Raw genomic sequence first — 25,864 nt, 5'->3', positions numbered from 1 at the left:
GTTTGGTGTTTGAAACCTGAGATCCCAGTTGGTCTCGGGTTTCTTTTTTTAAGATATTCCCATTAGGAAAAAGTCGGAAGTTATAGGATGCTGTAGGTTATTGATAGCTGTTTCAAGTGCGTGCTTTTTAGGTTTACCTAAACAAAATGTACATAAAATATTACAGCTATGAAACAGCAAATACAAGATTATTCCTACTATCACAGCAAATTGGTGGAGCATGTAGAATCAAGCTTCCCGGAAAGATCCAAAGACAGCAAATTTATTGAACAGCGGGCAAGGTGGGCAGCCAATGCCTATGATGGCGCGTTCAGGGCAGGTAATCATGTAAACAATTGTGACGAGATTGCAGATTTTATTCTCTACGAAGGATTGCACTTTTCAAAATTTGATACACTTTTTGAAGTATTGACCTATGAGTTTAATGATGTCTTTGATGAATTGGATTTTAGGGACTTTGCCCTAAAAATCCTTCCGCACTGTGTTGATATTTTTGGCAGATATGATCTTACAGATGATTTTGCATATACAACCGATTATGATCTGCTTTATACGGAATTGACGGGTTTGATTGCATTATGGATCGAAGAAAATGGCATTCGATAAGAAGCGTCATCTTCGACAGAATATTGATGCAATAAAGCTTGCTTTCGTTCTTGAAAAGGAGGGTAGAAAAGCTTCTGCTACTGAAAAACTGCTGCTGAAAAAGTTTTCAGGATTTGGTGGGCTGAAATTTATATTGAATCCAATCGCATCCAGTGATTCTATCAATAAATGGAAAGCGGGAGATCGATCCTACTATCCATTAACTGAAGAGCTGTTCACGCTCCTTAAGGATAATTCAGCCACTTTTGCAGAATACCAAAGTTATGTCACAGCATTAAAAGGTTCTATTCTCGATGCCTTTTATACGCCGGAGCAAGTAGCAAATAGCATTGCAAATGTGATCAAGGAGAGCGGTGTAAGAGTTGGTCGCATGCTAGAGCCTTCCGCCGGTGTTGGGGCATTCATAGAGCAGTTTCAAGATGTAAAGGATATTCGCGTTACGGCCTATGAGCAGGATCTGCTTACTGGAAAGATACTACGGAATTTCTATGGTAAGGAAGTTAAAGTCCATGTTGAAGGCTTTGAATATATTCCAGATCAGGAAGTCGGATATGATCTAATTATTGGCAATATACCTTTTGGCACGACGGCGGTCTTTGATATATCCTATTCACGGGGAAAAGACCCAGCAAGACAGTTTGCAGCCCAAAGTGTACATAATTATTTCTTTTTAAAAGCTACAGATAAACTACGTGAAGGTGGCATACTTGCATTTATCACTTCACAGGGCATTCTTAATAGTCCTTCAAATCAAGTGATCCGTGAAGCACTTATGCAGGAACATCAATTGATTTCAGCAATCCGGTTACCTAATAATTTGTTTGAGGAAAGTGGGACATCGGTAGGGACAGATTTGATTGTTCTACAGAAGAATACAGGGCAGCGGGCACTTTCAGGCCGTGCCCGTGATTTTACAGGTACCGTTCAAAACTGCAACTTACTTTTTTACAATGCCAACAGGATCATTGCAACACGTTCTTTTCAAGATACCGATCAATTTGGAAAGGTGGCGACAATTCATCTGCACGATGGGGGCATTGACGCAATTTCAAACGATCTAAAGACAAAACTAACAGCGGATTTTGCTAATTATTTCAATCGGGAACTGTATAACAGCCATCAAGCGAATTTAGCGACAGAAAAGCAGAAAGATAATTTAACCTCACAACAGCCCGATGAAATTATCTCTCAGAAACCTATAGAAGAAAACGCCATACAACTCACTCTTTTTTCGGATCAGGAAATTACTGAAAATTCAAAGGCTAAGACTAAAAAGAAGAGATCTAATACAGCACAAAATCGTATTGAAAGAACTAAACAGCTTTCATTTTTTGAGGATGAGCCAGGCAGTATTCAACATGGGAAACAAAAGGAAAAATCTGATGGTGAAGTGTATAACCAAAAAAGAAATACCGCACAGACAAAATCAAAAACCCTGAGAAAGACTGCATTTCCTTCGCTTTTTGAGGAAACGAGAGACGATTCTAAAATTGATGTGAAACCACAATATTTTACCGCGGACACAAAGGATTTTTACCGAGATAATATGCTTGTGGAATTTGAGGAAAAGATTGGAAAAATAGAATGGAGCCATAGCGATTCGAAGTACATTTTTAGTCCGATTGATCTGTCTGCTAAGGATAGATCGCGTCTTACGGCCTATATACAAGTAAGAGACTGCTACAATGATCTCTATAATTTTGAAGCTAAGAATCAGCAGGAGGACATTGAAAATAGACAAAGGCTAAATACTTTGTATGATGGTTTCGTCAGATCATTCGGTCATTTGAATTCGAAAGATAATATAAAATTTATCAAAGTCGATACTGCAGGAAATGAGATGCCATCTCTGGAACGTGTTGTTGGTGGTATTGTCCATAAGTCTGATATTTTTGATCATCCGGTAAGTTTTTCCATACAAGAAATTTCAGTGAGCACCCCACATGAAGCCTTATCTGCGTCCTTAAATCTGACAGGCGGGGTTGACTTAACCTACATGACCAAAATCAGTGGACTTTCGGAAGAGGAGCTGAAAGAAAATTTGCAGGGGGATGTTTATTATAACGGGCTTGTTGGTGCATTGGAAGTTTCTCAGAGGTTTTTGTCCGGCAATGTAGTTGAAAAAGCGAAAGGGCTTAGAGAATATCTGCTGTCACATCCTGAAGATAAAGAATCACAGCGCAGTTTGGAGGCGCTCGAAAGAGTATGCCCGGAACCTATTAGTTTTGAAGAACTGGATTTTAACCTTGGTGAGCGGTGGATCGGAAAAGAGATCTATAGCCAGTTCGCCAGTCATTTATTTGATACCGAGGTAGACATCACTTATGCGGAAAGCAGTGACGATTTTGCTGTTATTTCGAAATCGAGCAATATAAAAATTACTGAAAAGTATGCGATCAAGTCCGAGAGCCGGACTTTTGATGGTTTAAATCTACTACGTCATGCGCTTGTAAACACTACGCCGGATATATCTAAAACAGAACACCTCGCAGACGGCACTTCCATAAAAGTGAGGGATATGGAAGCGATCCAAATGGCAAACGGGAAGATCGATGAAATAAGAAGTGAGTTCACTGATTGGTTATATCAACAAAACGATGATTTTAAGAATGATTTAACAGTACGGTATAATGAGCTCTTTAACTGTTATGTCAGGCCACACTATGATGGTAGCCATCAGACATTTCCCGGACTTGATCGAAGAGCCCTGGGGATCGATGATTTATATGGGAGCCAAAAGGATGCTGTATGGATGCTGAAAAGTAACGGGGGTGGTATTTGTGATCATGAAGTCGGGGCAGGGAAAACATTGATCATGTGCACGGGCGCCCAAGAAATGAAACGCCTTGGCTTGGTCCATAAACCAATGATCATAGCGTTAAAGGCCAATGTACACGAAATTGCGGAGACCTATCGAAAAGCTTATCCATTTGCAAAAATTTTATATCCTGGTAAAAAGGATTTTACACCACAGAAAAGGCTTAAGATCTTTGGCGACATCAAGAATAATGATTGGGATTGCATTATTCTTACGCATGACCAGTTTGGAATGATTCCGCAGTCACCCGAATTACAAAAAGAGATTTTACAGGCGGAACTTCTTTCAGTGGAACAAAATCTTGACGCATTGCGCAATCAGGGAAAAGATGTGTCTGGAGCTATGCTTAAGGGGGTGGAAATCCGAAAAAAGAACTTAAATGTAAAGTTGAAGACACTTGAAAATGATATTGAAAATCGAAAAGATGATATTGTTGATTTTAAGATGATGGGAATAGACCATCTGTTTGTAGATGAAAGCCATAAATTTAAAAATCTGATGTTCAATACACGCCATGATCGAGTAGCAGGTCTTGGAAATGTACAAGGCAGCCAGAAAGCGTTCAATCTTCTTTTCGCGATCCGGACCATCCAGGAGCGGAATGGAAATGATCTGGGGGCTACATTTCTTTCCGGCACCACTATTTCCAATTCACTGACTGAACTATACTGTCTTTTTAAGTTTTTAAGACCAAAAGCACTGGAAAGACAGCAGATAAACTGTTTTGATGCCTGGGCTGCCATTTTTGCCCGTAAGTCTATCGATTACGAGTTTTCGGTGGCAAACAATATCGTACAGAAAGAGCGCTTTCGTCATTTTATTAAAGTTCCGGAGCTGTCTCAATTCTATACAGAAATCACTGATTACCGTACCGCAATTGATATTGGGATTGACCGGCCTTCAAAAAATGAGATCCTCTACCATATTCCTCCTACACCAGATCAGGAGATCTTCATCAAAAAGTTGATGGAATTCGCTAAGAGCGGCAATGCTGCATTGTTGGGACGGGCTCCGCTTTCACCAACTGAGCAGAAAGCCAAGATGCTTATTGCAACAGATTACGCCAGAAAAATGTCTTTGGATATGCGGCTTATTTCACCAAAATACGGTGATGATCCGGGAAACAAAGCTTCAGTGTGTGCTGCGAATATTGCAAAATATTATAAAAAATTCGATGCACAGAAAGGGACTCAATTTGTTTTTTCTGATCTTGGAACATTTAAACCGGACGAGTGGAATATCTATAGTGAGATCAAAAGGAAATTGATGCAGGATCATAATATTCCCGCTGGTGCAATTCGGTTTATGCAGGAAGCTAAAACAGAGGATCAACGTATTGCTCTGATCAAAGCGACCAATGACGGAAAGATCCGGGTTCTGTTTGGTTCTACCGAGATGCTAGGAACGGGTGTAAATGCCCAGAAAAGGGCAGTTGCTGTCCATCATCTGGATATTCCATGGCGCCCTTCTGATCTTGAACAGCGGGACGGGCGTGCGGTAAGAAAGGGCAACGAGATTGCGAAGTTCTTTGCAGGAAATAAGGTCGATGTTTTTATTTATGCTGTTGATAAATCTCTCGATGCCTATAAATTTAATACCCTTGCCAATAAGCAACGTTTTATTGGCCAATTGAAGAGTAACAGTTTAGGTGGACGAACTATTGACGAAGGGGGAGTTGATGAAAGCTCAGGAATGAATTTTGCTGAATATGTTGCTTTGCTGTCCGGTAATACAGAGCTTCTGGAAAAGGCGAAGGTTGAAAAGAAAATAGCTGCTCTGGAAAGCGAGAAGCATGCCTTTATACGATCGAAGTGGAGTTCTGTTTCTAAACTAGAGCATTTGGTAGAAGAACTAGAAGCAAGAACTTCCCGGTTCGAAAGAATCAGTGGCGACTGGAACAATTTTAAACAACGAGTTCAAAGATCAAAGGAAGGAAATGTTTTAAATCCAGTTCTTTTGCATGGTGTCTCTAAAGATGCAGGGATCAAGGAAATTGGAGCTAAGCTCAACAAGCTTGCTGCAGTATCACAAACTGGCGGTGAGTATAGTGAAATAGGAACTCTATATGGATTTCATATTTTGGTAAAAACGGAAGTTTACGATAAAGCTGGTTCTTTGGAACATTACAACCGTTTTTTTATCTGTGGAGAAGGAAATATTAAGTACACACATAATAATGGTATTATTGCCAGCGACCCAGAGCGGGCTTCTCTAAATTTCTTAAAAGCCTTGCAGAAACTTCCTAATTTAATTGAAACTGAAGGGGAGAAAATCGAAGACTTGAGAAAGGACCGGACTGTGTTAAATGATATGATTAACAGTTTATGGAGCAAAGATAAGTTGCTGGCAGATTTGAAGACAGAACTTGCGTCTATCGAAAGGCAGATTCAAGTTTCATTGGATTCAGAACAGGGACGGAAAGATCCTGTAGAAAATACTGAAACGTTCATTCAGGAAGTTCAGAATTCCAGTCATTTCAAACAGCGGAATAAATAAAGTAGCCTCTCAGACTTGGAGAGGCTATTTTTTGACTTTTAATTTTCCATAGATGTATTTCTAAACTCTTTCAACAGTTTTTCTAAGACTCGAGAAGATTTTCGCGCTCTTGTTCCTGCGGCTTTATTTCCTTTTTCAGATAATAATTGCGCGTCAGTTTTGAATGCTTCAAAGCGAGCATTAATTTTTTCGATCAGTTCTTTCATGTTTTTACGCAATTTATCCGCTAAAAAGTAAACGATTACTAAAGCAATAACGTTTATATTTACTTGAAAACAAAATTAATCCCGCCGAATCAAATGTGAAAGTTCAGGATCATTTTGGATTCTTGTCAGTTCGTTTGCAATAATAACTGAAACATCTAGTTTTATCTGCCGGTAATTTTCATCAATTTCTTTGTCCATGCAGTCTTTACCTGTTTCTGCTAGAAAGGAGCGGATCTGGGGAATGGGTTTAGAATTCTTCGTTTCGTTGTCAACCTTTTCAGTATCTACCACAATCTGGGCATGGAATATTTTCTGTTCTATTCTCTCACCAAAGTTGTCAGCAACTGCTCCAACGAACATTCCTTGTGATAATGTTGAAATCTTAGATGCAGGAATCAGGCTATCCAGTTGAGTAGAGATAGAGGAACTTGTATCATTTCGGTTAATTGAAATTGATTGTCTCTTTTGTACTATCTTTCCAAAACGTTCAGAAAGACTTTTTGCCGTTTCACCAACAACTTGTCCTGAAAACATGTTTCCTACGGTATTCTGGATCACTTTAGCCTCCTTGTCTCCGTAATCCCTTATCAGTTGCGAGAAATCCTGAAATCCCAGACATACAGATACTTTATTACTACGTGCAGTGGCAATAAGATTGTCAAGCCCTCTGAAATAAATGGTAGGCAACTCATCAATGATCACAGAACTTTTTAATTGCCCTTTTTTGTTTATCATTTTGACAATACGGGAGTTGTAGAGCCCAAGTGCTGCTGAATAAATATTTTGTCGATCCGGATTGTTGCCAACGCAAAGTATTTTTGGTTCTTTGGGATTATTGATATCCAATGTGAAATCATCACCTGTCATTACCCAATAAAGTTGTGGAGAAATCATACGGGAGAGCGGAATCTTCGCAGAGGCGATCTGCCCTTGCAGTTGATCCTGAGCTCCTCCTTCCCATGCATCTAAAAATGGACTCAAATAGTTTTCAAGTTGTGAGTAGCTTGTCATAATAGTAAATAGATCAGCATATTTTTTGTTCAGAAATTCAATAGCATGCGGAAATGTACAATATTTACCATCTTCATAAATTTTTAGAAACCAGATAATTGCAGCAAGCAGGATAATAGGGGATTCAACGAAGAAATCTCCCTGTTTCTGAATCCAGGACCTATTGAGGTTTAACATAATGGTATAGGCAGCCTCATAAGCGTCTGAAATGTCGGTCATAAATTTTGGATTGAGCGGATTACACCTGTGACTGCGGCGTGGATCATCAAAATTCAATACAAAAAACTGCGGTTTAACTTTGTATTTATTTGAGTGTTTTAAAAGTTGGTTATAAGCTATTGTAGAAAGGTCATCAAACTTGAAATCATAGATATACATTGCAAAACCTTTTTCAATATGCTGTTTGATATAGTTGTTTACGATTGCGTATGATTTACCGGAGCCAGGAGTCCCAAGCACAATTGTGGCTCGGAATGGATTGACAACGTTGACCCAGCCGTCATTCCATTTACCGTTATAATAAAATTTAGTAGGAAGGTTAATAGAGTATTCATTAAGCATTAAGCTGGTTTCCTGCATAAAACTTTCGTTTTCATTATTAAAAGGATCGTCCAATAATCTGCTTTTTAGCAATCTGCTCATCCATAGTCCGGCAACCATCATCAATATGAATCCCGTAGAGGTCGTCAGCATGTATAGTGAACTGGAAAATTGAAGAAGTGGGAAATTTAGTAGGTAGAGTACAGAACCTGTAATAAGGAAGGTATTAATATTTCTCCATTTAATTTTCTCATTTTTTACCCCTTTGGTTCCCAGGCAGCTCAGTGCTAATAAAATCAGTGCGAAGAGCTTACTGTTAAAAGAATAATTGAACAGCCCGGTGGTTCTTTGAAAATTCTGAAGTATTTTTTCTATTACTTCCAACGTCCATCCTTGTGAATAAAAAAATGAGTAGCAGAACCAGTAGAAATTCATTAGAACCAACAGGATGCTGACGGCGCGCATAAACGCCATAATTTTGGCTAACCCTCGTAAATCATCTTCTTGCATAGCTGGGAATTTTCAGCATAGATATTGAGGGAATGGCTATTTTTATTTTAAAGGGTTATGAGGTGGATAGTTTTACCTATGATATCTTAATCCGGCGTATTGATATTTGAGAAATTGATTGAATAGTTTCAAAAATATTTATATTTTGTGTTGAGGTATTGAGTAAAAATAATGTGGGCACGTAGCAGATATGGAAGATACAATAGGGAAATCGGAGAGTCCTTTTGATAAACAAACTTTCCGAATTACTTTTAAATCGAAGGATTACCAGGTTGTTTTATTAAAAACGGATCTAAAAAAGAATCAAACAGAAATTAGCGTTCTGTTGGATGGTGTAGTGCAGAAAATGGTCAAAAAAGATAAGAAGTGGTTTTTTGAACATGGCAAGGATGAAGATCTTGCAAATGACATTTGGAGAGCGATTTCTCTTCGTTATCGAATTTTCACTTAAGAAATGCTCCAATTACAGAATAAAGCTAGGCATCGATAGAAATATCGATGCTTTTTTTGATTGGCCAAAAGAAACTTTTTGATCAGGATATCGTGGTAGGTCTAACATTTCTTATTCAAAATGTATTTTTATTTTTTATAATCATAAGCTACAATTGAACTAATGGCGTTTCTGGGTTTGATCTTTATGCGTTTCAAAGTTGAGTTTGATGTTAATTTATCGTCCACATTTACATATCCATCTCCCTTTCTCGAACGTTGTTTATTTTGGCTCGTAGCTGTAATTTCCAATCCGTTTAAAAAAGATTTTAACAATTTGGTGTTCAAGTTACCTGTTCCAATATAAAATGCGTGTTCGCCTTCCTTTCCTAAGCCGCGTTCTAAGAATATTTCAAAAGGCTTCAATTTGTTTTCCTTTTCAAAATTTTTGATATAATTCATTATTGGTTTGTCGGATGGCGTTCCACAGCAAACACTGGAATAACCAACACTGATATAATTTTTGTTCGATTGAGAAAATGCAAAGACAGGATTAGCTACGAAAGTAATAAGGGCAAGTTTGAATAATTGTTTCATTTTTTATAGTTTTCTGTTATTGTGTTTTGGTTATATGCAATTATCTCTTAAGTTTTTCAGTTTTGCGTTCTGGCGGTAAATCCAATCACAAAAGCTTATCTTATTACTAAAGTTTACTTGAAAAACTACCGTTGAATTTTGCAATCAGCCCGCCCGATGCACAACCCTTGTTGGAAGTAGTTTTTATCTTTTATAATTTGATTTTTCAAGTAAAATTGGTGTTGGGTTAAGACCTACCCATTTTGTTGCAAGTTCGCATAAATAATTAAGTTCGTCAATTTCCGCATCTCCATTTTTGCGAATATCTTGTACAAGTGAATTTGATTTTTCGAGCTCATCAACCGATAAAGCATTATTTGTAGCTAAATGCTTAAGAAATGCGTCCAACATTTTTTTGAAATCAATGTTCCAATTTCCGCCTCCGTTTCTGTATATCTCATCTCTCACTTTCCCTGCAATTCGTACAACCTCTCCTTGTATTGTTTTTGCACTTCCGTTTGACGGAATTAAAAGTTCCCACAATTCTTCAAATTGTTTTTGCCAAGTTGTTCCGCTTACAGTAATTGGGGATAGACCATCGTGCATAAAGCGTTTTTTTACGGGTGGAACTTTATATATATCATAAAGTTTGTTTAATGCTTCGTCTGTTTCTTGCAGGTAATCTTTGTTGAAATTTTCACGATGAAATTCAAAATTTTCTCCTATTCGAGTAATTTCAGCTTTCATTTTTTGCGTTATTTCGGTATCTTTTTGTAGTAGTATTTGTGATATTTCAACTAAAAATTTAATGTCAATATTGTTTGCTCGACTTAAAGCTTTTTCAAGAGGTGTTTGCTTATTTGCATTTAGAGCTTTGGTGTCTGCTCCATATTCAATAAGTTTCTTTACAGATGAAACATTAAAACTACTTCCTGCCGCAAAATGTAAAGGTGTGTCGCCATAGTTGTCCACTACATTTACGTTTGCACCAAGTTCCAAAAATATAGTAATCTTACCACTTCGAGCCATTGTATGTCGATGAAGTGCCGTGTGTTCGTAATCATCTACTGCTTCAATGTCTGCTCCGGTTTCTACCAACCAACGAACAAGCTCATCAGGAACATTGAAGAAACTTAGAGCGGTTGCTTTTCCGTAACCGCCTCTTGCATCTAATTCACAAGTATCAAATACTTTTTTGAGATTGTCGATGTTATTTTCTTCTATTAATTCGTCAAAATTTTTCGGAAGTGTTTTTTTCTTTTTTGCCATAAGTTACTCTTTTGTTAGGGTCCGGTAAAATTACCGCCAACGGTTAGGGGCTTGGCGATGGTAGGGGCAATCGAAGCACAAATCTTCAATTTTGCACAAAAGTTGAATCGAAGAACAACCGTTGAACCTTGCAGTTTCGCCCCACTATTGCAAAAACCTTGTTAGCCGTAGTTTTTTTTTACTAGTGATTTTTAGATACTTTATTTTAGACCTGTTATATTTCCTTCAACATCTAACTCAAATATCTCATTCTTTTTATTTTCAGTATAAAATGCACAAATTAGACTTTCAATTTCGTTTTCTAAAAACATTTTGTAGGCTTGTTCTTTTCCTATTGATAGTTCTGATTGAATAAGAAAAAATCCAAGAGTTTCTTTTGTCTCCAAAAAATCAACAATTTCATTACTTATTGAACACTGAAAGTATATCTCTTCATTTGATTTATATATTAATAACGGTTCAGATGTCGTTTTTTCTAACTCAGCTCGTGCATCAGTTCCCATAATATAAAATTGGTCATCTGACTCAACTTCCCAACCATCCAATGTTCTTAATTGTTGCCATTCAGTCGGATTTTCTGTTTTACATATTATAACAAACATTTCATCATCTTTTACAAAAGAGTATAATCCTTTATTCATTTTAGTTTTTTTATATTCAAGTAATTTTGGTACAACGTTCGGTTTAAAATTGCTGGTAACGTTTCGGGGCTTTGCGATAGTGGGAGCTATTACACTATTGGTTCGTCATAAGCGTCTCCTAATTTTTCAAAATCTTCTTGTAGCCAATACCAATGTTCTCCTTTGTTTGCGTACAAGTTTTTTAACAAATCAGTAAAATTTTTCGCAACAATTGCAGAGTCGCCTTGTAATGAATGAGTTTCATAGAAGCTGTCATAACATTGCCCATTTCGTTCGCTTGTCAAGTCGATGCTAATATACTGGCTCATTTCATCGGCTTTTGCTATTAAATACCATTCGTTACAAATTTCACCTTCAAGTTCTTCCCAAATAACATCGTCTTTTGGATATAAGTATTTATTTGTCGGAATAAATTCTTCTCGTCCTATAATCGTTATTCCGTATGTTTCGCTTTCAAACAATTTAATTCCGTCTGTCAATTCGTAAAACTCTTTTAAGTCGTCAGGAATATTTGTTGGCAAAGCAATTTCCTTATTCGCAGGTCTGATTTCGCAGTTTTGATCCTGCTTAATTAAATTTATAAGTTCTGTTATATTCATACTTTCTTCTTGTGTTTTCGGTAGGTCATAAAGTGATGGCTAACGTTTCTGGCCTTGGTGATGGCGAGCAAACCGAAGCCGGAAGCTTTAACTAAAATACAAATTTCGACCGAAGCACAAAACGTGAATTGATAACTTCCTGCCCGCTATTGCAAAACCCTTGTTAGCGGTAGTTTTTATTTTTCATAATAGTCGTATCCGATCTCTTTAATTACTTTTTCCATTTTGTCTTTATCTGTTGTTTTATGCAACACAATAACGTATTCATCTGACTGCGTATCAATAAATCCCATTTGCAATCCTTTTTGTCTTAGCAGTTTGTCAAAATCCTCAAAAACATTGTCGAAAGAAACAGATGCATTTTCTTCATAATGACTTTCATTAGGTAAGTCTATTGATAGATTATAATTCTCTTTCAAAGATGAACTCAATACCCATTCTAAATCTTCAATACCAGCTTTCCAATCCAATCTCAAAATGAATGGAGTTCCATTTTTTTCTAAAAAATCCATTACATAATTCAGTGTTGTAAAATACTGACTGTCTTTGTCATAGTTTTTAAGCTTGTCGATAAACGCAATAACATCTTGCTTTTTTGAGTTCAAGTTGATGCATAATTCCGTTAATTCTTTGTATGCATTTATTTGTGTTTCACTTAAGAAAGGTCTATTTTCTTCAATTGTTTTTAGTTCTTGCTCTTTTTTCTTTTCTTTATCTATGTCGATTTGCTTGTTATGTGTAGTTTCAACCAATTTTTTTACTTCTAAAATGGTATTTTCTATTTTTGAAATGATTTTGCTATCAGTAACTTCTTGATGCAAATCAGGAATTTGAAACCATTTGACATCTTTTCCGCCATTGCACTTTCGAATTTCTATTTTTTCGCCCAATTTTGCAATAAAATAGAATTCAGAAGGAAAATTGAAGTCGTCATTGTCGTAAAAAATTATTGCTTTTGGCAGATAAAAACTTCCTTCCGTTGTCTTATAATCTATTCCGTCTCGTGAAATTCTTACAGTTTTAAAGGTTTCTTTTGTTGATTTTAGTAAACCAAAAAAAGAACTACTTGAAACAGGTTTAATTTCAAATTTGTTGGTGTTGGTATTGTTAAAAATGAAGTCGAAAAATTGTAAATTAATTATATCATTTTCAAAAGGTTTTCCACTTAATTTTTCTTCGTGATAATATATTCTTGCCATAAATCTAAAATACAAATTTCTACTGAAGCTCGAAAGGTGAAATGAAGACTTTTCATCCTTTATTTAAATCATTTAGCATGCACAAAAGGACTAGATGCAATTAATAACCAGTAATAATTCGTGAAAAAGTGGTTTAATACCTATTTAAGTATTCCGCTTTTTTCTTTTTTTCTTCATCTTGAATTCGAAGGCTAATTCTTCGGGATCTTCAGAGAAATTTTCCAAAAGCAGCGAATCCAAGAATCCATAATCTCCAATATTTGATAGGCTTACCATAAAATCAAAAATGGGATGTACATCAGTTTTTGCTGCTTTGGTCGTCCGATCAATTGGAATTTTTAGGTCATGTTGCTGAATTTTTTTTTCCTTTCCTTGTAAACTAGAATTAGAAAACAATTCCTGAAATGCATTTGCGGAGAAATTTTTTCCAAGCTGAGAACCGTTTAATACCTGTTTTGTATTATGGTCTATGAATGTTATTCCATAAAGCCGTCCATCTTCATTTCTTCGTATGACGACATTAATACCCTTCCGAATGAGAAAGTTGTTAAAATCGTATTGATTTGTCGTGCTATTCATTCCCTCGTTCACCACCTGAGCTATTGCCGCTTTAGTTTCATGAAGTATGACCTTGCTCTCCTCAAAATGGGTTCGTAATGCCGCCAACCCTGCTTGTTTACCAAATAATGATGATTTGAACGGATTGCTGGATTTATTTCCATCGGCATCAAGCGCGAAATATACCAAACCTTCTTTAATCTCATCGTTATGCTCTTTTTTGACATGTTCCGCTGTGATATTAAACAATGACAGCAATGCATTATAGGATCCCAAAGTCTGGAACCCATAATATTTTGGAAGATATCTAACGACCGAAGCAATTTGGTTTTTGATGTTTTGCCCCGTACAATCTACAGGCTGAAAAAGATCAGTATCAACAGCTTTTTTCTTCTCATCGACCTGAGTTAAATTATGATCCCTTTCCAGTTGTCTACAGATTTCCATTGATCGCTTTTTCTCAAAAGAATCCGGTATTTTAACTCCATTTTTATCGACAGTTGTTGAGACGATATGAATATGTGAGCGGTTAATATCACTATGTTTAAATACGATATACGGTTGGTCACCGTAACCCATCTGCTGCATATAATCATTCGCAATTTTTATATAATCCGCATCTGAGACTGCATCTTTTGGATCTGGATTTAGGGAAACATGAAGTACTGTCTTTTCTGTTTTCTTATTTGCTGAGAGATAAGGTAGAAAAGAAGATAGCAACTGTCCGGTCGTATAATTTCCATCTGGGGTTTCAAGCATATTATGCATGCTTAAAATTGCTGCCTTATCTTCCAATACCTTCGTATGATTGTACAGCAATGCCCCGTAAATCCTTGATCCATGTCCAATTTTGGCGATCATATTTTACCTTTTTTAAGCAGATATTCGTTTTCAAATCTTTTACTGAGCACAAGGATCTCTTTACACAGTTCAGCGAGTTCGATGGTCTGTTTTTCCAGTTTACCGAGATAAAGTACTGTTTTTTTGTCTCCGAAATGTGTATGAAGAATCTTTACTATCTGGTTATAATTCACGCCAATTGCTCTGAACTGAGCAAAAAACTGCGATAACTTAATGCTGTATTCCATCGCACCTTTATCAATTTGCACCGATCTGATCTGTCTTTCGAAGAGAACGCTCACGATAAACTTGGCTTTCGTATCCATCCTTGACTGCTCAAACAACGTTAGAAATTTTGAATTTTCTTTATCTGTTAAACGAAATACGTAGCGGTGCACCGCTTTATCGATTTTTGGGTTTCTTCCACCTTTATTTATTGTTGCCATCTTTTTTCCCTAAAACATAGTGGATTGTAGCAGTGGTTAATTAAAAAATCGAAGCAGGTTCCTCGATTTTCCACAGTATTCACTTTTAAGCCACAAAAACTAAAATGGTAAATCCGACTTCGGAGGATTACCTCGCCCTCGGCAGGAGCAAGTCGTTTTGGGGCACAAAACGAGTTTTGAGGCACTCAAAACACAACTTGCTCTGTTCTTGGGAACAGAATAGATAGTGTTGCAATAAATGAAGGAATTATGATTTCGATTCGGAAAGAATCGGAATAAGAAGGAATAATAGGACACCTTTTCGAATACCGGGAAATTTGTTTTTTTCCTTTACAGTAAAGTATTAGAACTGGCAAAACCCCTACTAAAGAACGAAGGCGTATTTGCTGCCTTAAAATTATAAAAGTATTAGGTTTTAAAAGTATACAACAATAAAAGCGGTAAAACATAAGAGAAAATATAAAATATTAAACATTTATATCCGGGTATATTTTTTACAAAATATCGGTTTTTGAAGTAATCTGTTAAAGAGTTTTTATAAATAACCAGCAGGTAAAGTGTAGGTTTTTCAGGCTATGCATATCTAATACAATACGACAAAGTTTATAGATAGATGTACAAATTGAAATTTATACAGTATGGAAGAAATTAAGAAAAGTTTAAAGGTTAGTATTTATACGCAAAAGGGCGGAGTAGGAAAATCAACTATGACCACATTACTAGCCAGTGTAATGCATTACCGTCTTGGTTATAATGTATTAATTATCGACTGTGATTTCCCACAGCATAGCCTGATCAATCTGCGGGAGAGAGATAAAAAGGCTGTTATGGTGAGTGACTACCATAAGAGACTTGCCATGAAACAGTTTCAGACCATCAATAAGAAAGCATATCCTATTATCAAATGTAAAGCAGAGGATGCACTTGACATGGCCTTTGATCACAAAGAACATAATTCAGTCCAACCGGATATAATCTTTTTTGATCTGCCCGGAACAGCAAATACGCAGGGCGTACTGAGTGCACTAAAAGCGATGGATTTTATTTTTTCACCGATCACTGCTGATCGGCTTGTAGTAGAAAGTACACTAGCTTTTAGTGAAGCATTTTTACGACTTCCTGTCTCAGGTTCCGGTTCCCAAGATCAAGCTTTATATCTTTTTTGGAATCAGGTCGATGGTCGTGAAAAGACCAGCCTTTACGATGCTTATCAGCGCGTAATACAAAATCTGTCAATACCGGTAATGAATACCCGGATAATGGACAGTAAGCGCTTTCGGAAAGAAACGGACGATACGAGTAACTATGTGTTTAAATCCAGTCTTTTGCCTGCTGAACCACAGCTTCTGAAGGCTACACGGCTGGATGAATTTATCAGGGAATTTTTAAAAATCATTCATCTCTAATCAATTAAAATGGCAACAAATAAAGATCGTAAAGCGTTTGAGAAACCCAATATTGATGAAGAGTACTTAATGAACATCATGAGTGGGGATGAGCCATTGCCGTCAAATAGAAGTGGAAGTAAACCGGAACCACAGCTGAACAGTAAGACGGATAAGAGTAAGGCTCGATTATCCAAAAGGGTAGATTTTGAAGAAACTTTTTTGGTGAACCGTTTTCCGTCAGGAAGAAACGGTAAGGTCGTTTACATCAGATCTGAATTTCATGAGCGGCTGTTGCGGATTGTACAACTGACAAGAGAGGAGAAAATAACACTCTATTCTTATATCGACAATATTCTGGAATATCATTTCCGGGAATTTGGGGAAGATATTACAGAATATTTTAATGAAAAATTTAAACCGATTTTATAATATGAAAAAGCAAAATAATAAAGTTGAAGTAACTATTAAAGTACATCAGGACGCAATCGTGGAAAAGGAAACATATGAAAAGATGTTTCTGGGTAGGAAAAATATGGACAAAAGAGGAGAGCGAAGTATCTATCTGCGAGCGGAATACCATGAGCGTCTGACGCGGATCGTGCAAATAATAGGGGGCGATAAAATTCCATTGTACGCATACCTTGACAATATACTTTCCCATCATTTTGATTTGTTTGAGAAAAGATTGACGGAAGAGTTTGCGGCTAAATGTAAACCACTTTTTTAAGCAGGTCATGGATGGATTGATACAATTCGTAATACTGATCTGTTTACTAATAATTATTGTTTTGCTCGCTGTTGATAAGGTAAAAATTGTAAGAGCGGAAAAATCACAAAAAACTCTTAGTCCGGACCGGCTTCCCGAAGCAATACCGGATATTATGGGTAAACCGATTTCTTCGGCAAATGATCATGTTCCTAAGCAATTAATTAACAGTAAAAAGATGATGTTGCGTATGGCAGGAGCTAACGCCAGAAATATTGTACCGGCAAGCATTAAAGAAGATTATAAAGACGCAATGATCACAGAAAACTTTGGCGAGGAATATGTGGACGAAGACCATGAAGGGCTAACTGATGATGAGCGATTTGAACAAGGTGTGTCTTTGCAAGAATTAATGAAGGCTGGAAAGCTGCTACAGCAGGAAGTTGTCAATGAAATTCAGGAAAAAGAGGCAGTAGAAATAATGCGTAAAATTCAGGGAACAGAATTATATGGTCTTTTGGAAAATTCCATTGGAGACGCATCAAAAAGGATAGCGACACTTCTTGATAGAGATTTAAACATCAATGAATCGGCTGATTATGATCCGCAGGATAACTTTGACAAATTCGATATTGAGAATTTTATTTAGTAGAATGATCAGTTGATTTTTTAAATGTTGAATTAGGTGGGCTGGCTTACTAAGTAAATATCAAACCTAAAATTGGAAAATTATCTAAGTTATTGATGATGGAACCAAAACAAAGAAAGGAGGGAAAACAAGCACTTAATCAAAAAAATATAAAACAATGAAGAGACGGTTACCTGTAATTGAAATAGAAGGGACACCATTTTACGTAAATATAAGCCGCTTTGCTCTTGTTGAATATGGTAATCCAGAAAACGAGATCAGCTTTTTACATATGAAGGATTGCAATACCAACTATGAATTTAACTACAATCCCAAAACAAAAAATTTAAGTCGTGGAAAGGAGAATGGAGAGGCGGAAATACCGGTGAAGGTCCCACGTCTTGGTGTATTAGATCCACAGGGGATGATGGAAAGCTACAATTGTACTTTAGAGGAGCTCAAGACGAGAACTGATTACGGAATTATTGTAGATCATAATAAAAAAATTCATAACAGAAGAGTCAGTGGTGAGCTACCCACCATTGATTTGGCGGGTAATATTTACGAGGTTCTTTACGAGGAAAATTCACTTCGTCCAAAAGGCTGGAAAGGTGAAACGATTTCTTTGTATGATTATCGTCAAAGCTATTATGATGAAGATGAACAGATGTTTTATCTATATTACGATACCAGAAAAAATAAGGTTGTTGATCCAGCCAGGGAGGATAGTTGGGACAAAATAGAAGATCACATAATGGTGAAGGTCAGGGATGTGGCCGCTCTGGACTGTATCAAGTCATCCGAGAAGGAAGGGAATGCATACACCGGTGTTATTTTTTGTAACGTTCAGCTGCATCATGTTGCTGAAACGATACCATTGAAAAAAAATGATATTGAAGATATGGAATCAAGAAAACTTCGCGAAGAATATGAAGAAAATAGAAAAGATGGTTTATCGACAATTAAGATCTTGGGAACTAATTTCATTGTTGATGTTGTCAATTACCAGCTCCGCGAAAGAAGCAATGAAAGCAATATTCTTTATTTTCGGGATTGGCATGAGGTGAAAAATGGCTATGGATTTTATTACGACACCAAGCTTAAAAATATCCCCAAAGAATCCTTCAACCCTGAAACAACACACTATGTCGAGATTCCTGAATTTGTAAAAATGGCTCCCCTGGAAGTTGCCGAAACGGCACATATCAGTTTACAAAAAGTTCTTCAGATGACAGATTTTGAAATAATGGTCAATACGTATATGTTTAAGGAACGAATGGCCGGAAATATTCCGGATTTGGTTTTTGGGTCAGGTAGCCAACAACAATACTTTGTTGACTTAGAGAGAGGAATGTTAAGACCATATTATCCGAAGTCAGTTGAGCCCATTTTATTTGTGGATATTCAAAAGTATTATGATCCGAACAGAGATTGCTATATAATTCCCTATAATACTACAACAAATGCACTGGAAGATCTGGATTTTGTCAAAACAAAGGAAATTCCGAAGAATGTTGGTCTGTTTGCATTTCCTTCTTTAAAACGGATGGATCCTGTAGGCTGGAACCTACTACATGGATTAGACCCAAGAGCAGGTTTAAAACAATTAGATCTGCATGTTACATTTATAGCCGAAAAGATAGGTACACTGGAAATATCCCTGAAAGAGAATACTGTACAAAATGCCAGAATTGTGAATAAACACGAGGTGAACGAATGCAACAATAATCATCTGCAAACAAAAAAAACTAACAAATCGGGTCGACGTTTAAAATAACCTCACTCTAACATTTCGAAAAGGACTTTATAGGAAAAATTAGTATTTCAATGTTCTCATTTTGTCCGGATATGTATGTTTCCAATGAGATTAGCTTACAGATATAAAAATATTAAAATGTAAGAGCTATGGAAAAGGAACTACCGATCTACACCACTCAAGGAGTTGAGTTTATTGTGGATGTTGATAAAAATGAATTGCGGGAAAAAGCTAATCCTGAAAATTCTTATCCCCTGTATTTCATGAATGATCTTGGTGATGCCGGATATGCATTTGATCATTTTGATAAAGCTACTGGAAAGACCTTGGAAATTCTGCTTCCACCATTTGTTGCCTTAGACCCCGATGGAATGGCCAGGAAATATGAAAAGACATTGGAGGAGCTTAAATCATCAACTGATTTTGATGTGATGGTTGACCAGGATTTATTGAAAAAACGACTGGATCATGGTCATTTACCCACTATTGATTTAGCGGGACAGACTTTTTACGCGGATGCAAGGATTGATCTTTTAAGACCAAAGGACGATTTTTCTACAATGGGTATTCGTTTTGCGGATCTTGACGACTATTATGTTTTAGAGAGTAACTCTTATATTTTTCCATATGATCCCAAGACTCATGAGCTGGTAAATCCTGACTGGGAGAATATGACGGAATACCCAAAAAAATTATTGTTAATTGAAATACCGGATGTGAAGGTGCTTGATCCGGTTGGTTGGAACCGTAGAAACGGCTATCCGGAAACCGATGATCTGAAAGGCATTGGACTAAAGCTGGAGTTTAAGGCTGAGATTATTCCCTGGAATAAGTCGGGAATAGACGAACTGATCGCTGAAAACAGATCGAAACAACCCACTAAGAATACCATTAAAGAGAATAATAATCTGCCCGAGAAGAAGCGGGGAAGAAAGATGTAATATAATACAGGCACAAACCGCCAAGCTTTAAAAGTTTGGCGGTTTTTTTATGCCTGATCTATCGTTCCCATTAGGAAAACTCCGGCAAGTTTAGCACACAACATACCACTTGTCCCTATAACTCTTCTATCCTGCAACACCTTTGTTTCCAAGCCCGTAGATGCGGGTATTACGAACTAAAAAATGTAATGAAACATGAAAAATCGAAGACAAAAAAAATTGATGTTGGTTGCTGTTGGGATTCTCTTTTCGAATGTGCTCTTTGGTCAGGGAAATGGAACTGCGGGTATTCAGGAGGCTACGCAAATGGTGACATCCTACTTTGATCCGGCAACAAAACTGATCTATGCGATTGGAGCGGTCGTAGGGTTAATTGGTGGTGTGAAAGTGTATAACAAATTTTCATCAGGAGACCCTGATACGAGTAAGACTGCGGCTAGCTGGTTTGGAGCATGTATTTTCCTAATTGTTGCAGCAACAATTCTACGTTCATTCTTTCTATAAAAATATTGCTATGAAATACAATATCAATAAAGGAATAGGAAGGACTGTAGAGTTCAAGGGGTTAAAGGCTCAGTACCTGTTTATGTTTGCTGGTGGACTGTTGACGGTGCTTATTCTGGTGATGATCCTCTATATGGCCAATACACACATGTATCTCTGCCTTACTTTCGGAATTACAGCCGCATCGGTCATTATCTGGAAGACTTTCTCACTCAATACAAAATATGGTGAGCATGGTCTTATGAAACTTGGTGCAAAAAGGAGCCATCCTCAATATATCATCAGCCGTCGGTCGATACAATACTGTTTAAGGTTAAACAATAAAAACAAAGTGAGATGAGAAATGTGAGTAAAGCTACTACGCTAGAGAGCAGATTTCCTCTTTTGGTTGTCGAGAATAATTGTATCATTTCCAAAGAAGGCGATATTTCTGTTTGCTTTCAAGTCTATCTTCCAGAACTCTTTACTGTTGCATCAAGTGTGTATGAGTCTATACATTCATCTTGGAGCAAAGCAATGAAGACTTTGCCTGATTATAGTATTGTGCATAAGCAGGACTGGTACCTCAAGGAACAATACCAGCCGGATCTTGAAGGGGAGGAGCACAGTTTCCTTTCACGATCATTTCAGCGGCATTTTAATGAACGCCCCTTTTTGAATCACTATTGCTATGTTTTTATCACGAAGACCACGAAAGATCGAATGCGCATGCAGAGCAATTTCAGCAGTCTATGTAAGGGGAATCTAATTCCCAAAGAAATCAAGGATAAAGAAGGGGTGCGCCGTTTTATAGAAGTCGTATCACAATTTCAAAGGATTGTAAACGATAGCGGGCATATAAAAATGAACCAGCTTGGAGAAAGTGATATTTTGGGATCAGGTGACCAATCTGGCTTACTGGAGAATTATTTTACTTTATCGCGGCAGAAAGAATCGACCTTACAGGATCTTGCCCTGGGTGCAGAGGAACTTCGTATCGGAAACAAGAGAATGGTTCTTCATACTTTATCTGATACCGACGATCTGCCGGGATCAGTGTCCGAATCGCAACGGTATGATAGGTTATCAACTGATAGAAGTGACTGTATGCTTTCTTTTGCAAGTCCGGTAGGCTTGATGCTCAATTGTGATCATATCTATAATCAATTCCTGTTTATTGACAATAGTGCAGAGAATCTCAGAAGGTTCGAGAAATCCGCACGTAATATGCACTCACTTGCTAGATATAGCAGGTCGAATCAGATCAATAAGGAGTGGATTGAAAAATATTTAAATGAAGCACACTCTTTTGGTTCACCCTCTATCCGTGCACATTTTAATGTATTGGCGTGGTCCGAAGATCGAGAAGAATTGCGACATATTAAAAATGATGTTGGAAGCGCACTTGCATTGATGGAGTGTAAACCAAGACATAATACTGTAGATGCCGCAACACTGTTTTGGGCAGGAATTCCGGGTAACGCAGGAGATTTTCCAGCAGAGGAATCGTTCTATACATTCATTGAACCTGCACTCTGTTTCTTTACCGAAGAGACCAACTATCAAAGTTCGCTATCACCATTTGGGATTAAGCTGGCGGATCGTCTAACCGGCAAGCCGATTCATGTAGATATCAGCGACCTGCCCATGAAAAAGGGAATTATTACCAATCGGAATAAATTCATATTGGGTCCTTCCGGCTCTGGGAAGTCGTTCTTTACCAACCATATGGTTCGCCAATACTATGAACAAGGAACACACGTGCTGCTGGTGGATACTGGTAATTCATATCAAGGGTTATGTGAGCTTATAAACGGGAAAACAAAAGGACAGGATGGAATTTACTTCACCTATACGGAAGAGAATCCGATTTCATTCAATCCTTTCTTTACGGAAGATAATGTCTTCGATATTGAAAAAAGAGAAAGTATTAAAACGTTGATCCTCACCTTATGGAAGCGAGACGACGAAGCTCCAAAACGCAGCGAGGAAGTTGCCTTATCAAATGCAGTTTCAGGTTACATCGACCGGATAAAAAACACAGTAGAGGTTCCTTGTTTTAACGGGTTTTATGAATACGTCAAAGGGGACTATAAAAAGGTACTTCAGGAGAAGGAAGTCCGGGAAAAAGATTTTGACCTAGCAAACTTCCTGAATGTATTGGAACCTTACTATCGTGGAGGGGAATACGACTATTTGCTGAACTCCGAAAAAGAGCTTGATCTGCTTAATAAGCGCTTCATTGTGTTCGAAATTGATGCGATAAAGGATCATAAGATTCTTTTTCCGGTGGTGACGATCATTATTATGGAAGTCTTCATCAATAAGATGCGCAGACTGAAAGGTATACGAAAGATGATTCTGATAGAAGAGGCGTGGAAAGCTATTGCAAAGGAGGGGATGGCGGAGTATCTGAAGTATTTATTTAAAACCGTTAGAAAATTCTTTGGCGAAGCGGTGGTGGTAACGCAGGAGGTAGACGATATCATTCATTCGCCCATTGTACGTGAAAGTATTATCAATAATTCAGACTGTAAGATTTTACTTGATCAACGCAAATACGCCAACAAATTCGACGACATCCAGAAAATGCTCGGTCTGACCGAAAGAGAAAAGTCTCAGATATTAAGCATAAACCAGGATAATGACCCCACGCGACTTTACAAGGAAGTCTGGATCGGGCTGGGAGGAACGCATTCCGCTGTTTATGCAACGGAAGTTAGCCAGCAAGAATATCTGGCCTATACTACGGAAGAATCCGAAAAAATGGAGGTAATGAATCTTGCTCATGAGTTGGGAGGTGATGTTGAAGGAGCAATCAAAAAAATATCCTTACGAAGGATCAAGGGACTATCAAAAGAAGAGAACTAAACTATTTAATCAATCCTAAAAATTTAGAAAATGAAAAATTTTGTTATCACAGTGGTAATGGTTTTAACATTAGCCGTTTCACAAAGAGCAAATGCGCAGTGGGTCGTAACCGACCCAACAAACCTAGCATCAGGAATTTTAAATTCCGCAAACGAAATTGTGCAGACTTCTAATACGGTCTCTAACGTTGTTAAGAATTTCAACGAAGTCAAGAAAGTCTACGAGCAGGGAAAAGAATACTACGATAAACTGAAAGCGGTCAACAATCTGGTGAAAGATGCACGAAAGGTTCAGCAAACAGTTTTACTGGTCGGGGACGTCAGTGATATGTATGTTAACAATTTCGGGAAAATGTTGAATGACAAAAACTTTTCAGCTGATGAACTGATGGCGATTGGGAATGGGTATTCCGCCTTACTAAATGAGAGTACACAGCTTTTGAAAGATCTAAAACAGATTATCACTTCAAGCAGCCTATCCCTAAATGATAAAGAAAGAATGGAAATTATCGACCGAGTATACAAGGAAGTTAAAGAATACCACAGCCTTGTTCGATACTATACGAGTAAGAACATTTCGGTCAGTATTCTTCGAGCCAAAAAGCAGAACAATACAAAAAGAGTAATGGAGCTGTACGGAACCGCAGGCCAAAAATACTGGTAAATCAAAAGAAAAATTATGGAGTTTAATAACCTACACGAGCTCCTTCGGGGGCTCTACGACGAGATGTTGCCGATGTCGGCAACAATGGCAACGGTGGCAAAGGGAGTAGCAGGACTGGGGGCTTTGTTTTATGTCGCATTAAAAGTATGGCAGGCATTGAGCAGAGCGGAGCCCATCGATGTTTTTCCTCTGCTCAGACCCTTTGCGATCGGACTATGTATAATGTTTTTTCCCACTATCGTATTGGGTACGATTAACGCGGTTTTGAGTCCTGTTGTAAAAGGCACACATAGCATGCTCGATAGTCAGGTGCTGGACCTTAATAAATTACAACAGCAGAAAGATATACTTGAAAAGGAAGCGGTGCTCAGAAATCCGGAGACTGCCTATCTGGTCAATAATGAAGAGTTCGACAAAAAGCTCGAAGACTTGGGCTGGGCTCCTAACGATCTGGTGACGATGGCAGGAATGTACATGGACAGGACGGCCTACAATATGGAGCAGGCAACAAAAAAGTGGCTTCGGGAACTTTTGGAAATCCTCTTTCAAGCGGCGGCTCTGGTCGTCGATACGATACGGACTTTCTTCCTGATCGTACTTTCGATACTGGGACCCATAGCCTTTGCGATATCGGTTTGGGACGGTTTTCAGAGTACCTTAAGCCAATGGCTGACAAGATATATAAGTGTTTACTTATGGTTACCCGTCGCCGATATGTTCAGTGCCATGCTAGCAAAAATACAATCACTGATATTGGAACGGGATATCGAAATGCTCAATGACCCGACGTTCATTCCCGATACCAGCAATACAGTGTATGTCATCTTTATGATCATTGGAATTGTGGGCTACTTCACGATACCAACTGTGACCGGGTGGATTATTCAAGCCGGGGGAGCGGGCAACTTCACCAGAAATGTGAGTCAGATGGCTATGCGAAGCGGAAATGTTGCGGCTGCGGGAGCAGGTGCGGCGCTTGGTCAAGTTAGCGGTGAACTGATGGGAAATAAAGGAAATCAAAAATCTAATTAAAAATGGAGTTCAAGACCTTAAGAAATATTGAAAACAGCTTTAAGCAAATCAGATTATATGCAATTGTTTTTGCCATAATGTGCCTGGGGTTGACTGGTTTTGCGATATGGAAGTCTTATTCATTTGCGAAGGAACAACGTGAAAAGATCTACGTCTTGGATCAAGGGAAATCACTAATGCTGGCTTTATCCCAAGATGCTGCCGTCAACAGACCTGTGGAGGCCAGGGAACATGTCAGAAGGTTTCACGAGCTTTTTTTTACCCTTGCCCCAGATAAGTCTGCTATAGAAAGCAATATGAAGCGAGCTTTTGATCTAGCAGATAAAAGTGCATTTGATTATTACCGGGATTTATCTGAGAAGGGATATTACAATAGGATTATCTCCGGTAATGTGCAGCAGCGGATTGAGGTTGATAGCGTTGTGTGCAATTTTAGTACGTACCCGTATGCAGTAACCACTTACGCAAAACAGTTTATTATCAGGTCGAGTAATCTGACCCGAAGGAGCTTGGTCACGTCATGCTCACTTTTGAACAGTGTTCGTTCCGATAGTAACCCTCAGGGATTCCAGATTTTGAAATTCGGGGTACTATCTAACAAGGACGAAGAAGTGATTGAACGCTAAGACAAATAGTAGAGGAAAGAAAGATC

Annotated in this window: 24 protein-coding genes; 15 read left to right on the top strand and 9 right to left on the bottom strand. The window is 37.8% G+C overall.

Features of this window, described 5'->3' with window-relative positions:
* Positions 1–168: 168 nt before the first annotated feature.
* Positions 169–606, top strand: a complete 438-nt coding sequence (locus tag DCO56_RS14010) for a DUF1896 family protein (RefSeq protein ID WP_108634381.1) — start codon at positions 169–171, stop codon at positions 604–606.
* Complete coding sequence (locus DCO56_RS14005) at positions 593–5,920, top strand: N-6 DNA methylase (protein WP_108634380.1); 5,328 nt, start codon at positions 593–595, stop codon at positions 5,918–5,920. The genes DCO56_RS14010 and DCO56_RS14005 overlap by 14 nt, the downstream gene beginning before the upstream one ends.
* A gap of 38 nt (positions 5,921–5,958) precedes the next feature.
* Here the strand turns inward: DCO56_RS14005 and DCO56_RS14000 are convergent, their stop codons facing one another.
* Together DCO56_RS14000 and mobC are read right to left on the bottom strand one after the other, a co-directional pair.
* A complete protein-coding gene (locus DCO56_RS14000) occupies positions 5,959–6,126 on the bottom strand; it encodes a histone H1 (protein ID WP_108634379.1) in 168 nt (55 codons plus the stop codon).
* A gap of 75 nt (positions 6,127–6,201) precedes the next feature.
* Positions 6,202–8,187 carry a conjugal transfer protein MobC gene (gene mobC / locus DCO56_RS13995; RefSeq protein ID WP_108634378.1) on the bottom strand — a complete coding sequence of 662 codons (1,986 nt, stop codon included), beginning with the start codon at positions 8,185–8,187 and terminating at the stop codon, positions 6,202–6,204.
* A 190-nt stretch (positions 8,188–8,377) separates the two neighbouring features.
* Between mobC and DCO56_RS13990 the strand changes: the two genes are divergently transcribed.
* Complete coding sequence (locus DCO56_RS13990) at positions 8,378–8,638, top strand: hypothetical protein (RefSeq protein ID WP_108634377.1); 261 nt, start codon at positions 8,378–8,380, stop codon at positions 8,636–8,638.
* A gap of 128 nt (positions 8,639–8,766) precedes the next feature.
* Here DCO56_RS13990 and DCO56_RS13985 read toward each other — a convergent pair whose 3' ends face one another.
* The 7 genes from DCO56_RS13985 to mobA all read right to left on the bottom strand — a co-directional run bounded on the left by DCO56_RS13985 (position 8,767) and on the right by mobA (position 14,744).
* The gene (locus DCO56_RS13985; RefSeq protein WP_108634376.1) at positions 8,767–9,213 is read right to left on the bottom strand and encodes a hypothetical protein; all 447 of its coding nucleotides are present in this window, start codon (positions 9,211–9,213) and stop codon (positions 8,767–8,769) included.
* 183 nt (positions 9,214–9,396) lie between these two features.
* Positions 9,397–10,461, bottom strand: coding sequence for an ankyrin repeat domain-containing protein (locus DCO56_RS13980; RefSeq protein ID WP_108634375.1), 1,065 nt, complete (start codon positions 10,459–10,461; stop codon positions 9,397–9,399).
* Between the two features lie 200 nt (positions 10,462–10,661).
* Positions 10,662–11,102, bottom strand: coding sequence for a hypothetical protein (locus DCO56_RS13975; RefSeq protein ID WP_108634374.1), 441 nt, complete (start codon positions 11,100–11,102; stop codon positions 10,662–10,664).
* A gap of 89 nt (positions 11,103–11,191) precedes the next feature.
* The gene (locus DCO56_RS13970) at positions 11,192–11,701 is read right to left on the bottom strand and encodes an SMI1/KNR4 family protein (protein WP_108634373.1); all 510 of its coding nucleotides are present in this window, start codon (positions 11,699–11,701) and stop codon (positions 11,192–11,194) included.
* Between the two features lie 176 nt (positions 11,702–11,877).
* Entirely contained in the window at positions 11,878–12,900 is a 1,023-nt protein-coding gene (locus tag DCO56_RS13965; protein ID WP_108634372.1) for a DUF6630 family protein, read from the bottom strand.
* A gap of 144 nt (positions 12,901–13,044) precedes the next feature.
* Positions 13,045–14,319 carry a conjugal transfer protein MobB gene (gene mobB / locus DCO56_RS13960; protein ID WP_108634371.1) on the bottom strand — a complete coding sequence of 425 codons (1,275 nt, stop codon included), beginning with the start codon at positions 14,317–14,319 and terminating at the stop codon, positions 13,045–13,047.
* Positions 14,316–14,744, bottom strand: a complete 429-nt coding sequence (mobA, locus tag DCO56_RS13955; protein ID WP_108634370.1) for a conjugal transfer protein MobA — start codon at positions 14,742–14,744, stop codon at positions 14,316–14,318. The genes mobB and mobA overlap by 4 nt, the downstream gene beginning before the upstream one ends.
* Before the next feature lie 638 nt (positions 14,745–15,382).
* Between mobA and DCO56_RS13950 the strand changes: the two genes are divergently transcribed.
* From DCO56_RS13950 to traK, 12 genes are all read left to right on the top strand, one after another.
* A complete protein-coding gene (locus DCO56_RS13950; RefSeq protein ID WP_108634369.1) occupies positions 15,383–16,150 on the top strand; it encodes a ParA family protein in 768 nt (255 codons plus the stop codon).
* A gap of 9 nt (positions 16,151–16,159) precedes the next feature.
* Positions 16,160–16,561, top strand: a complete 402-nt coding sequence (locus DCO56_RS13945; RefSeq protein WP_108634368.1) for a DUF3408 domain-containing protein — start codon at positions 16,160–16,162, stop codon at positions 16,559–16,561.
* 1 nt (position 16,562) lies between these two features.
* Entirely contained in the window at positions 16,563–16,859 is a 297-nt protein-coding gene (locus DCO56_RS13940) for a DUF3408 domain-containing protein (RefSeq protein ID WP_245935838.1), read from the top strand.
* A gap of 7 nt (positions 16,860–16,866) precedes the next feature.
* Positions 16,867–17,487 (top strand): hypothetical protein, encoded by a 621-nt coding sequence (locus DCO56_RS13935; protein ID WP_108634366.1) that lies wholly within the window; start codon positions 16,867–16,869, stop codon positions 17,485–17,487.
* A gap of 157 nt (positions 17,488–17,644) precedes the next feature.
* Positions 17,645–19,243 (top strand): hypothetical protein, encoded by a 1,599-nt coding sequence (locus tag DCO56_RS13930; RefSeq protein WP_108634365.1) that lies wholly within the window; start codon positions 17,645–17,647, stop codon positions 19,241–19,243.
* 128 nt (positions 19,244–19,371) lie between these two features.
* Positions 19,372–20,163, top strand: a complete 792-nt coding sequence (locus DCO56_RS13925; protein ID WP_108634364.1) for a hypothetical protein — start codon at positions 19,372–19,374, stop codon at positions 20,161–20,163.
* Positions 20,164–20,358: 195 nt separating this feature from the next.
* Positions 20,359–20,667: a DUF4134 domain-containing protein gene (locus DCO56_RS13920; protein WP_108634363.1), complete on the top strand. Its 309-nt coding sequence runs from the start codon at positions 20,359–20,361 to the stop codon at positions 20,665–20,667.
* 10 nt (positions 20,668–20,677) lie between these two features.
* Positions 20,678–21,007 carry a DUF4133 domain-containing protein gene (locus DCO56_RS13915; protein ID WP_108634362.1) on the top strand — a complete coding sequence of 110 codons (330 nt, stop codon included), beginning with the start codon at positions 20,678–20,680 and terminating at the stop codon, positions 21,005–21,007.
* Positions 21,004–23,517, top strand: a complete 2,514-nt coding sequence (locus tag DCO56_RS13910) for a TraG family conjugative transposon ATPase (protein ID WP_108634361.1) — start codon at positions 21,004–21,006, stop codon at positions 23,515–23,517. Before DCO56_RS13915 ends, DCO56_RS13910 begins: the two co-directional genes overlap by 4 nt.
* A 30-nt stretch (positions 23,518–23,547) precedes the next feature.
* Positions 23,548–24,180, top strand: a complete 633-nt coding sequence (locus tag DCO56_RS13905) for a DUF4141 domain-containing protein (RefSeq protein ID WP_108634360.1) — start codon at positions 23,548–23,550, stop codon at positions 24,178–24,180.
* A 15-nt stretch (positions 24,181–24,195) separates the two neighbouring features.
* On the top strand, positions 24,196–25,212 hold the full coding sequence (traJ, locus tag DCO56_RS13900) for a conjugative transposon protein TraJ (protein ID WP_108634359.1): 1,017 nt from the start codon (positions 24,196–24,198) through the stop codon (positions 25,210–25,212).
* A 2-nt stretch (positions 25,213–25,214) separates the two neighbouring features.
* On the top strand, positions 25,215–25,838 hold the full coding sequence (gene traK / locus DCO56_RS13895) for a conjugative transposon protein TraK (RefSeq protein WP_108634358.1): 624 nt from the start codon (positions 25,215–25,217) through the stop codon (positions 25,836–25,838).
* The last annotated feature ends 26 nt before the right edge of the window (positions 25,839–25,864 follow it).

This window comes from Sphingobacterium athyrii, from assembly GCF_003071065.1.
Lineage (GTDB): Bacteria > Bacteroidota > Bacteroidia > Sphingobacteriales > Sphingobacteriaceae > Sphingobacterium > Sphingobacterium athyrii.
This window is presented reverse-complemented; position numbering and strand designations above follow the sequence as displayed.